Genomic DNA, 10645 nt, shown 5'->3' on the forward strand with positions numbered 1-10645 from the left:
CGTGTCTTCGGACGGCTTCCTGAGCTACGCGCCGAATCCGAACGCGAGCGGCGTCGACGGCGTGACGTTCACGGTGTCCTACAACGGCGGCCCGGCCTCCGACCCGGCCACCGTGAACATCACGGTGACGCCGGTGAACGATGCGCCGGTGGCCGGTAGCACCACCATCCAGGCGGTGCAGAACGTCACGATGTCGATGAACCTGATCGCCAACGCGACCGATCCGGATGGCGTCTCCGACGTGAAGACGGCGGTGATCACCAGCTGGCCGGTGGAGCTGGGCCCGCAGCCGGTGCCGGTGAACGGTTCCATCACCATCGCGCCTTCGCTGATCGGCAACTACACCTTCGGCTACAAGGTGGTGGATGCCGCCGGCGTGCAGTCGGAGAACGACGGCGTCGGCACCGTGACGGTCATCGCCGGCGAGACGATCACGATCAACCGCGCCCAGATCGAGACGGACAAGATCCGGTGGCGTGTGGACGGCACGGACACGATCCGCTCCAGCCAGACGATCTCGATCACGTTCGCGAACGGCACGCTGTCGCGCGGCCCGAACGCCGGCCAGACCTGCGACGGTACCGACCGCATCCCCGAGTGCACGATCGGCACCACGGGCGTGACGGCCACCGGTACCTGGGCCCTGGATTCGAAGTTCGGCTCGACCTCCTTCCAGAACCCGGCGACCGCCGGTGGCTGGTCGGTGGTGCCGACCCGGATCCGTGCCTGGTCCAGCAACCCCGTCCTGGGCGGCGGTGCGGAAGCGACCATCTCGCGCAAGAACTGATCGAGTGCGAGCAAGGCAGCGGCGGTAGCTCCGCCGCTGTCGTGAGGGGTTGATATCACGGGTTCCGGCAGAGCCGCCTTGGCGGATCTGCCGGTTTTTTTTCGTTGGAGCTCCCGCTGAGCCTGCGAGGTGCGGGAAATTTCTGCGCCTGCGGCCCCGACCTGTTGTCGTCGATGAAACCAATCTTGCGTCGGAAGCGTCCTACCCCACGTTTGCTGCTCTTCCAACGAAAGGATCTGCTTGATGTTCAAGACCGGTGTTGCCACCCTCCTCGCTGCCGCCGCCACCGCCTTCGCCCCTGGCTTCGCGCACGCCGACGCGTTCGACACCGGCATGAACACGATGTGGGAAGTGCTCTGGCACCAGAGCGGCATTCCGACGCGGCTGGTCCGCTGGGAGCAGCAGGAGCTCAAGGTGCGCGTCGCGGGCGTGAACGCCGCGGCGCACCGGCAGCACATGCTGCAGGCGCTGCGCGACGTCGGGGCCGAGGCCGGCCTGCGCATCACCGACGTGAGCGACCTGCCTGCCCAGCCTGCGGACGTGAACATCGAGATCGCGCCGGACACCGCCCTGTCCGAGAACCAGCCGTGCGAGACGCGCCTGCACTTCAAGACCGAGACGCGCCTCGATTCCGTGGACATGAAGTTGCGCGACGGCGATGCGCGCCGCTGCGCCTACCACGAGTCCATGCACGTGATGGGCGTGCGCGGCCACCCCGAAGGCGCCACCGTGCTGAGCTACTTCACGGACCACACCGAAGGCCTGCTGCCGCTGGACCGCGCCATGCTGCGCGCCTGGTACTCGCCGCGCACGCGCGGCGGCATGACGCCGTTCGAGGTGCTGCCGATCCTGGCCGACCAGCTGGTGGCGATCCTCCCGGACAAGGCGCAGGCCCAGCAGTCGCGCGACCGCTACCTCGCCCGCACCGTGACGGAAATGCAGGCCTTCGCCGATGGCCGGGGCGACGTGCCCATGATCGTCAAGCGCTCCGGCAAGAGCACCGCGCAGGGCGTGCAATTCGGCCGCATGGAGATGAGCTATTTCCTCGGCATCGCCTACCAGAAGGGCGCCACCGTGGCGCAGGATCCGGCCCAGGCCGCCCTCTGGATGCAGCGCGCCGCCACCATGGGCAGCCGCCCCGCGCAGGCCAGCCTGTCCGGCATGCAAAGCTGATCGTCAACCCCGCGCAGGCAGGCGCCTACGCGCCGCAACCGTGCGGGCCGATGCGGGCCGGCCCGCGGCCTTGCCATCATCCTTTCGGCAGAAAGGACGCATGATGGATCGAAGAGAACGCAAGAGGCCCGCAGCGCAGCCGGGTTCGCGGCGGCGCACCGCCGCACTCCTGCTGGGATCGGCTGTGCTGCTTGCCGCGGCGCTGTCGGCGCGGCCCGTCCCGCACGAAGTGGTCGTGCAGTTCGGCGACGACGTCAGCGCCCGCGAAGCGGCCAACGCGCTGGCCAGCCTCGGCGCCACCGTGCTCTGGGTGAATCGCAGCGAGGGCGTCTGGGCCGTGCGCATGCCCGATCCCGGCGAGGCGTGGCGGCTCTACGACCGCGGCGCCGAACGCGTGACCGACGCGAAGTCCTACTCCTCCACGTAGCGCAGCCGCTCGCCTTCGCGCTGCACGAAGCCGCGGCCGACCTTGATGCGGATGCGGTGGCCGCGCGTGGTGCAGTCGGCCACCTGGTCCAGCAGTTCCTCCAGCTGTGCCGCGCTGGCGCTCGCCCCATGCGCCGCGCGCAGCCAGTGCCGCAGCGCGTTCGCCTGGCGCGCGCGCGGCAGCCTCTGCAGCGCCGTGAGCGCGGGCGTGCCGCCCATGCGTTGGAGGTCTTCCTGCGCTACGGTCTCCAGCAGTTCCTGCGCCTGCGCCGCATGGCGCGAGGAGCGCGCGAAGGTCTCGCGGTACTGCGGGAAGCACTCTTCCAGCGCCGGCAGCAGCACGTGGCGGATGCGGTTGCGGGTGAACGCGAGGTCGGTGTTGGTCGGGTCCTCGACCACGGTGATGCCCTGCGCGCGCAACCAGCCGCGGATCGCCTGCGCCCGCAGGGCCAGCAGTGGCCGCACGAACACCATGCCATCACGCTGGAACACCGGGGGCATCGCCGCCAGCCCCGGCAGGCCGGCGCCGCGGCTCAGGGCCAGCAGCAGCGTCTCCACCTGGTCGTCCGCATGCTGGCCCAGCAGCACGGATTGCAGGCCCGCATCGCGCGCCGCGCGCGCCAGCGCCTGGTAGCGTGCGATGCGCGCCACTTCCTCCGGGCTCTCGCCGCTCGCGTGCCGCGCATGCACGCGCCGCACCTGCAGCGGCACGCCGATCGCCTCGCAGGTGGCGCGGCAGTGCGCCTCGAAGCCATCAGCGGCATCCTGCAGGCCGTGGTGCACGTGGATGGCCTGCACCTGCCCGGGCCAGCGGCGGGCGGCGGCGAGCAGCAGCACGGTGGAATCGGCGCCGCCGCTGTAGGCGACGGCCAGGGGCAGCGGCAGCTGCAATCCCGCGAGCGCAGCCCCCGCGGGATTGGCGCGGGGATCAGGCGGCTTCGGCCTTGGTGTCGGAGAAGCGGCCATAGCTTTGCAGCCGCTCGTACCGCCGCTCCAGCAGCTCGCGCACCTTCAGGTCGGACAGCTGGCGCCACGCGTCGTTGAGCGCGCGCTTCAGGAAGGCCGCCATCTGCTTGTGGTCGCGGTGGGCGCCGCCCACCGGCTCGTTGACGATCTTGTCCACGAGGCCCAGCGCCTTCAGCCGGTGCGCGGTGATGCCCATGGCATCGGCCGCTTCCTGCGCCTTCTCGGAGGTCTTCCAGAGGATGGAGGCGCAGCCCTCGGGGCTGATCACCGAGTAGATCGAATACTGCAGCATCAGCACCTGGTCGGCCACCGAGATCGCCAGCGCGCCGCCGGAGCCGCCCTCGCCGATGATGGTGGTGATGATCGGCACTTCGAGCTGCGCCATCTCGTAGATGTTGCGGCCGATGGCCTCCGACTGGCTGCGCTCCTCGGCATCGATGCCGGGGAACGCGCCGGGCGTGTCGACGAAGGTGAAGACCGGCAGCTTGAACTTCTCGGCCGTCTTCATCAGCCGCAGCGCCTTGCGGTAGCCCTCGGGGCGCGTCATGCCGAAGTTGCGCAGCGCGCGCTCCTTCGTGTCGCGCCCCTTCTGGTGGCCGATCACCATGCAGGCGTTGCCGTTGAAGCGGGCCAGCCCGCCGACGATCGACTGGTCGTCGGCGAAGTGGCGGTCCCCGTGCATCTCCACGAAGTCCGTGAAGATCTCCTTGACGTAATCCAGCGTGTACGGCCGCTCCGGGTGGCGCGCGATCTTGGTGATCTGCCACGGCGTGAGCTGGCTGTAGATGTCCTTCGTCAGCTGCTGGCTCTTCTTCCCGAGCTGTTCGATTTCTTCGGAGATGTCGACTGCCGATTCCGTCTGCACGTAGCGCAGCTCCTCGATCTTGGTCTCCAGCTCCGCGATCGGCTGCTCGAAATCCAGGAAGGTCCGTTTGGCCAAGCGTTGCTCCTCTATGTGCCCTCCGCTGCAGTGCTCCGCGGTCAATAGGCCACGGGCAGCGGGTCGAGCGAGCGCCAAATATACCAAGTCGCGACCGAGCAATAGGGATTCCAGGCCTCGGCCACCTCGCGGGCGTCGCTGCGGCTCACCGGGTCGCCCGAGAAATAGTTCCTGCTGATGCCCGTGATGAGCCCCACGTCGTCGAGGGGCAGCACGTTGGGCCGCATCAGGTGGAAGATCAGGAACATCTCCGCCGTCCAGCGGCCGATGCCGCGGATGCCCACCAGCTCGCCGATGATCTCCTCGTCGCTCATGGCGCGCCAGGCGTCGACGCGGATCGCGCCCGAGTCGAAATGCAGGGCCAGGTCCACCAGGTATTCGATCTTGCGCGCCGACAGGCCGGCCTGCCGCATGTCGTCCACCTTGAGCTTCAGCACGTTGGCGGCCGTCATGCGCCTCGGCAGCGCGGAGAACCTGTCCCACACGCTCTGCGCCGCCTTCACCGAGATCTGCTGGCCCACGATGCTGCGCGCCAGCGTGGTGAACGCGTCGCCGCGCGACTGCAGGCAGGCGTTGCCGAACTGCGGGATGAGCCGCTTCAGCACGCGGTCCTGCCGGCTGAGGTACTTGCGCGCCTCCTCCCAGACTCCGGGGTGACGAGTCCGTTGCCGTCGAGGGTCAAGACTTCGCCTCCCACGTGGTGCCGGTGGGCGAATCCTTCAGCACGATGCCCTGATCGAGCAGTTCCTGGCGGATGCGGTCGGCCGCGGCGAAATCCTTCGCCTTCTTGGCCGCCGCGCGGGCGTCGATCTGCTGCTGGATGGTCGCCTCGTCGAGCGCCGCACCGGCGCGCAGGAAGGCCTTGGGGTCGCCCTGCAGGATGCCCAGCGTGGCGCCCAGCGCCTTCAGCAGCCCGGCGCGCTCGGGCGAGCGCGTGCGGTTCACCTCCGCGGCCAGCTCGAACAGCACCGCCACCGCCTCGGGCGTGCCGAAGTCGTTGTCCATCGCGGCCTTGAAGCGCGCGGCGAAGGGCTCGTTCCAGTCGATCTGCACGGGCGCCGGCGCGACCGAATCGAGCGCGGTGTAGAGGCGCTTCAAGGCCCCGCGCGCGTCTTCCAGGTGCACGTCGCTGTAATTGAGCGGGCTGCGGTAGTGCGCGCGCAGGATGAAGAAGCGGATCGTCTCGGCGTCGAACTGCTCCAGCACCTCGCGGATGGTGAAGAAGTTGCCGAGCGACTTCGACATCTTCTGGTTGTCGATGTTCACGAAGCCGTTGTGCATCCACAGCTTCGCCAGCGGCACGCCGTTGGCGCCCTCGCTCTGCGCGATCTCGTTCTCGTGGTGGGGGAACTGCAGGTCCGCCCCGCCGCCGTGGATGTCGAAGGTGTTGCCAAGCAGCGCGCACGACATGGCGGAGCACTCGATGTGCCAGCCGGGGCGCCCGCGCCCGTAGGGGCTCTCCCATTGCGCGTCGGCCGGCTCCTCCGGCTTGGCGGACTTCCACAGCACGAAGTCGAGCGGGTCCTCCTTGCCTTCGAGCACCGCGACGCGCTCGCCGGCATGCAGTTCGTCGAGCGACTTGCCGGACAGCTTGCCGTAGCCGGGGAAGCGGCGCACCGCGTAGTTCACGTCGCCGCCCTCGGCGCGGTAGGCGAGCCCCTTGTCCTCGAGCTTGCGCACGATGTCCAGCATCTGCGGCACGTAGTCGGTGGCGCGCGGATCGTGGGTGGGGCGTTCGATGCCCAGGGCGTCGAAGTCGCGGTACATCTCGGCGATCATGCGGTCGGTGAGCGAGCGCACGGTCTCGCCATTCTCGACCGCGCGGCGGATGATCTTGTCCTCGATGTCCGTGATGTTTCGCACGAAGGTCACGCGATAGCCCGACGCCTTCAACCACCTTTGCACCACGTCAAACGCCACGTTGGCGCGCGCGTGGCCCACGTGGCACAGGTCGTAGACCGTCATGCCGCAGACGTACATCCGGACGTGGCCGGGTTCGAGCGGCGAAAAGTCCTCCAGCGCACGCGTGAGCGTGTTGTAGATACGCAGGCTCATTGGAATCTCGGGGGCGCCGCCGGCGCCAGGGCCGCGGGCGGAAGGTTGTTGTTCTGGACCGATGCCATCGAGCCGCGGCGCGGCCCCACGGCTACAATCGGCACGCAGTATATAGCCCCGTCCGAGGGCTGTCATGGCGTTGGAACAAGGGTTCTCATGAAGTTTGCGCGCGCGGAATTCCGCATGTCACTCGGCCTGGCGGTGCTCGCCGCGGCCCTGCTCGCGGCGCACCCGGCACGCGCCGACGAGTATGGCGACGTGAACCAGCTGCTGCGCTCGGGCAAGCCCACCGAGGCGCTCGCGAAGGCCGACCAATACCTCGCCGCCAAGCCCAAGGATCCGCAGATGCGCTTCCTCAAGGGCGTGGTGCTCACCGAGGCCGGCCGCACCGACGAAGCCATCGCCGTCTTCCAGAAGCTCACCGAGGACTACCCGGAGCTGGCGGAGCCCTACAACAACCTCGCCGTGCTGTATGCCGGCCAGGCGCAGTTCGACAAGGCGCGCGCGGCGCTGGAGATGGCGATCCGCAACAATCCCGGCTACGCCACCGCGCACGAGAACCTGGGCGACGTGTACGCGAAGCTGGCCAGCCAGGCCTACAGCCGCGCGTTGCAACTGGATGCACGCAATACAGCAGTGCAACCCAAGCTGGCGCTGATCCGCCAGCTGTTCTCGCCCGGCGCGAGCCGCGGCGCAGGCGCCGAGTCCACCTCGCCGCGCACCAACGCGGATGGAGGTAGTTGATCGGCAGCGCGCCCACGCCACGGAAGTCCTCGAGCGACTTCGGGCCGGGATTGCTGGCGGATCGACACCATGGTGGTAACCTTCGGCGAGGTGCCCGAGCGCGCCCGCTCGGGCGTGAGCCGAAGGCCCTACTGGGTGCGGCAGGGTCCGCAGTGGAAGATCTTCTTCGAAGGAGTGCTTGGTTGATGTCCTCGTTCACGCGCCGCGCCGCGGCTGTCCTCGTTCTCGCCTGCGCTGCCGGCACCGCCTGGGCGGCCGACGCGCCCCGGGTCAAGTTCAACACCACGGCCGGCGACATCGTCATCGAGGTCTATCCGGACAAGGCGCCGAAGACGGTGGAGAACTTCCTGCAGTACGTGCGCGACCACCACTACGACGGCACGATCTTCCACCGCGTGATCAACAACTTCATGATCCAGGGCGGCGGCATGGACAAGGACATGGCGGAGAAGAAGACCCGCCCGCCCGTGCCGCACGAGGGCGTGCAGGCGTTCGAGAAGGGCCTGAAGAACCAGGTGGGCACCGTCGCCATGGCGCGCACGAACGATCCGAACTCCGCCACCGCGCAGTTCTACATCAACGTCGCCAACAACGCCTTCCTCGATCCGAAGCCCGGCAACCCCGGCTACACCGTGTTCGGCAAGGTCGTGAGCGGCATGGACGTCGTCAATTCCATCAAGGGCGTGCCGACCGGCCGCAAGGGCATGCACTCGGACGTGCCGCTGACGCCCGTGGTGATCAACTCCGCCGAAATCGTCAAGTAAGAAAGGCCCTCTCCCATGAATCCGAAAGTCGAACTGCACATCCAGGGCCAGGGCGTCGTCACGCTGGAGCTCGACGAGCAGAAGGCGCCCAAGACGGTCGCCAACTTCCTCAACTACGTGAAGAAGGGCCACTACGACGGCACCATCTTCCACCGCGTGATCGACGGCTTCATGATCCAGGGCGGCGGCTTCGAGCCGGGCATGAAGCAGAAGCCCACCGATGCCGGCATCACCAACGAGGCCGACAACGGCCTGAAGAACGACAAGTACACCGTCGCCATGGCGCGCACGAACGACCCGCACTCGGCGTCGGCGCAGTTCTTCATCAACGTCGCCGACAACGACTTCCTGAACCACAAGTCGCCCACGCCGCAGGGCTGGGGCTATGCGGTGTTCGGCAAGGTCGTGGGCGGGCAGGACGTGGTCGACAAGCTCAAGGGCGTGGGCACCGGCCGCAAGGGCTTCCACGACGACGTGCCGCTGCAGGACGTGGTGATCGAGAAGGCGGTCGCGGTCTGAGCGCCCCGGCCCCGGCCCCGCAGGCGCAGGAGCTGTTCGCCGCGCCGCAGTGGCGCAGCGTGGAGTGCATCTCCGACCTGCACCTGCAGCCTGCGCATCCGGCCACCTTCGAGGCGTGGCGGCGCTACATGGCGGACAGCCCCGCCGACGCCCTCTTCCTGCTCGGCGACCTGTTCGAGGCCTGGGTCGGCGACGACGTGATCGCGGCCGGCGGCTTCGAGGCCGAGTGCGCCGAGGTGCTGCGCGCCACCGCGCAGCGGGTGCCCGTCTTCTTCATGGTGGGCAACCGCGACTTCCTGGTCGGCGAGCGGCTCGCGCAGGCCACCGGCATGACGCTGCTGTCCGATCCCGCCGTGTTGTGCTTCGGCGAGCGGCGCTGGCTGCTCTCGCACGGCGACGCCTTGTGCATCGGCGACACCGAGTACCAGGCCTTCCGCGCCCAGGTGCGCGGGGCGGAATGGCAGCAGGGCTTCCTCGCGCAGCCGCTCTCCGTCCGGCAGGCCGTCGCGCGCGGGCTGCGGGAGGAGAGCGAGGCCCTCAAGCAGACCGACCGCATCTATTCGGATGTCGACACGGCCACCGCAGTGCAGTGGCTGCAGGCGGCCGATGCCGAGGTGCTGGTGCACGGCCACACGCACAAGCCGGCGGAGCACGCGCTCGATGCGCGCCATCGCCGCATCGTGCTCACCGACTGGGATGCCGAGGCCGTGCCGCCGCGGCTGGAGGCGCTGCGCATCGCGCGCGAGGGGACGGTGCAGCGCATCGGGCTCGCCTGAGATGCTGGGCTGGCTGAGGCGGCGCCGCAGCGCGCCGGAAATCCCCGGCGCGCTCTGGGATGCGACGCTCGCACGTTATCCCTTCCTCGCCGCGCGTTCGCCGGCGGAGGTTGCGCGGCTGCGCGTGCTGGCGGCCGAATTCCTCGCCCGCAAGGAGTTCCATGGCGCCGGCGGGCTCGCGATCACCGACGAGATCGCGCTGGCGATCGCGGCCCAGGCCGTGCTGCCGGTGCTGCACCTGGGGCTGGCCTGGTACGACGATTTCGTCGGCATCGTGGTCCATCCCGACGAGGTGCTGGCCAAGCGCACGGAGGTGGACGAGAGCGGCGTGGTGCACGACTGGGACGAGGTGCTGGCCGGCGAGGCGATGCAAGGCGGGCCGGTGATGCTGAACTGGCACGACGTGGCGCACGCGGGTGCGTCGGCGGAGATCGGCTTCAACGTCGTGATCCACGAGTTCGTGCACAAGATCGACCTGCGCGACGGCGCCGCCGACGGCTGCCCGCCCCTGCCCTCGCGCGCGGCGCGCCAGCGCTGGCTGGAGACGCTGCAGCGCGAGTACCAGCGTTTCCGCGAACAGGTGATCGTGGCCGAGCGCTTCGGCGGCGAGCCGCCGTGGCTCGATGCGTACGGCGCCACCGCGGTCGACGAGTTCTTCGCCGTGGCCTGCGAGGCGTATTTCGTCAACCGCGAGCGGTTCGAGCGGGAGTTCCCGGAGCTTGCCGCGCTGTTCGACTCGTTCTATCTACGGAAGGCGGCGTCGTGATGTTGCGCCGCGCGAGCGCGGCGCATCGTAGGCTGGTGCTGAGCGGCGAAAGCCCGAAGCCCAGCGATGCGCGAGCGCCGTAAAAGCGCTGGGCTTCGGGCTTCCGAGGGGTTGCCTCGGAAGCGCTCAGCACCAGCCTACGGGCGCGCCGCTTCGACGCTGACCCTCACCGCCGCAGCAGCGCCTTCAGCGCATTCTGCAGCCGCCGCGCGGCGCCGGCCTCGTACGCCGTCGCCAGCACCTTCGCCACATCGGTGCCCCAGGTTTCCTGCGGGCCGGCCTCGTGCCGCTTGGTCAGCAGCTGAAGCTGCAGCGCGCGCCGTGCGGTGATCTGCTCGCCGGGGGTCGGCACGTCGGCGGCGATCTCCAGGCGCAGCAGCGGTTCGGAGGCATCGCCGGCAGCCGGCTTGCCCAGCGCCTGGGCCCAGCCCTGGCGCACCTGCGGGTTCACCGCCTTGCCCAGCTCCTGCACGCTCGGCACCTGCTCGCCCGAGCGCTGCTCCCAGGCCGTCATGAGCTGCGTCAGCGCCTCGCCGTGGGCCTGTGCGGCCAGCTTGCGCAGTGCCGCCTGGGCGTGCTCCAGTGCGTCGCGCTGGGCGCGGAAGGCGGTATCGCCCAGGCGCGGTCCGCGGTCCTCGCGCTCGAAGCGGTCGCCCCGCGGCGGACCACGCCGGTCGTCCCGCCCACCGGGGCCGCCCGGGCCCGGGCGGCGGTCGTCGCGCCCGCCCG

Annotated in this window: 12 protein-coding genes and 1 pseudogene; 8 read left to right on the plus strand and 5 right to left on the minus strand. The window is 69.4% G+C overall.

The window, feature by feature from the left end; translation table 11 throughout:
- From VFM98_RS11175 to VFM98_RS11185, 3 genes are all read left to right on the plus strand, one after another.
- The coding region (locus VFM98_RS11175) for an Ig-like domain-containing protein (protein WP_325109996.1) at positions 1-787 on the plus strand (787 nt) is incomplete at its 5' end.
- Between the two features lie 243 nt (positions 788-1030).
- Positions 1031-1960 carry a hypothetical protein gene (locus tag VFM98_RS11180; RefSeq protein WP_325109997.1) on the plus strand — a complete coding sequence of 310 codons (930 nt, stop codon included), beginning with the start codon at positions 1031-1033 and terminating at the stop codon, positions 1958-1960.
- A 100-nt stretch (positions 1961-2060) separates the two neighbouring features.
- The gene (locus tag VFM98_RS11185) at positions 2061-2387 is read left to right on the plus strand and encodes a S8 family serine peptidase (RefSeq protein WP_325109998.1); all 327 of its coding nucleotides are present in this window, start codon (positions 2061-2063) and stop codon (positions 2385-2387) included.
- Here VFM98_RS11185 and tilS read toward each other — a convergent pair.
- The 4 genes from tilS to cysS all read right to left on the minus strand — a co-directional run bounded on the left by tilS (position 2372) and on the right by cysS (position 6347).
- Positions 2372-3352, minus strand: coding sequence for a tRNA lysidine(34) synthetase TilS (gene tilS / locus VFM98_RS11190; protein ID WP_414709014.1), 981 nt, complete (start codon positions 3350-3352; stop codon positions 2372-2374). The genes VFM98_RS11185 and tilS overlap by 16 nt on opposite strands.
- The gene (locus VFM98_RS11195) at positions 3315-4292 is read right to left on the minus strand and encodes an acetyl-CoA carboxylase carboxyltransferase subunit alpha (protein WP_325110000.1); all 978 of its coding nucleotides are present in this window, start codon (positions 4290-4292) and stop codon (positions 3315-3317) included. Before VFM98_RS11195 ends, tilS begins: the two co-directional genes overlap by 38 nt.
- Before the next feature lie 41 nt (positions 4293-4333).
- Positions 4334-4897 (minus strand): DNA-3-methyladenine glycosylase 2 family protein, encoded by a 564-nt coding sequence (locus tag VFM98_RS11200; RefSeq protein ID WP_325110001.1) that lies wholly within the window; start codon positions 4895-4897, stop codon positions 4334-4336.
- Positions 4898-4970: 73 nt separating this feature from the next.
- Positions 4971-6347 carry a cysteine--tRNA ligase gene (gene cysS, locus VFM98_RS11205; protein ID WP_325110002.1) on the minus strand — a complete coding sequence of 459 codons (1377 nt, stop codon included), beginning with the start codon at positions 6345-6347 and terminating at the stop codon, positions 4971-4973.
- Between the two features lie 183 nt (positions 6348-6530).
- On the opposite strand from cysS, the gene VFM98_RS11210 reads away from it, so the two are divergent.
- From VFM98_RS11210 to VFM98_RS11230, 5 genes are all read left to right on the plus strand, one after another.
- Positions 6531-7091: a tetratricopeptide repeat protein gene (locus tag VFM98_RS11210; protein ID WP_325110003.1), complete on the plus strand. Its 561-nt coding sequence runs from the start codon at positions 6531-6533 to the stop codon at positions 7089-7091.
- 185 nt (positions 7092-7276) lie between these two features.
- Complete coding sequence (locus VFM98_RS11215) at positions 7277-7855, plus strand: peptidylprolyl isomerase (protein ID WP_325110004.1); 579 nt, start codon at positions 7277-7279, stop codon at positions 7853-7855.
- A 15-nt stretch (positions 7856-7870) separates the two neighbouring features.
- Positions 7871-8374: a peptidylprolyl isomerase gene (locus tag VFM98_RS11220; RefSeq protein WP_325110005.1), complete on the plus strand. Its 504-nt coding sequence runs from the start codon at positions 7871-7873 to the stop codon at positions 8372-8374.
- A gap of 59 nt (positions 8375-8433) precedes the next feature.
- Positions 8434-9150, plus strand: coding sequence for a UDP-2,3-diacylglucosamine diphosphatase (locus tag VFM98_RS11225; protein WP_325110006.1), 717 nt, complete (start codon positions 8434-8436; stop codon positions 9148-9150).
- 1 nt (position 9151) lies between these two features.
- Complete coding sequence (locus VFM98_RS11230; protein WP_325110007.1) at positions 9152-9916, plus strand: M90 family metallopeptidase; 765 nt, start codon at positions 9152-9154, stop codon at positions 9914-9916.
- A gap of 166 nt (positions 9917-10082) precedes the next feature.
- Here the strand turns inward: VFM98_RS11230 and VFM98_RS11235 are convergent.
- A pseudogene (locus tag VFM98_RS11235) lies at positions 10083-10645 on the minus strand (DUF349 domain-containing protein); the annotation flags it as partial.

Origin of the sequence: Ramlibacter sp., assembly GCF_035706265.1 — a bacterium.
GTDB lineage: Bacteria > Pseudomonadota > Gammaproteobacteria > Burkholderiales > Burkholderiaceae_C > Ramlibacter.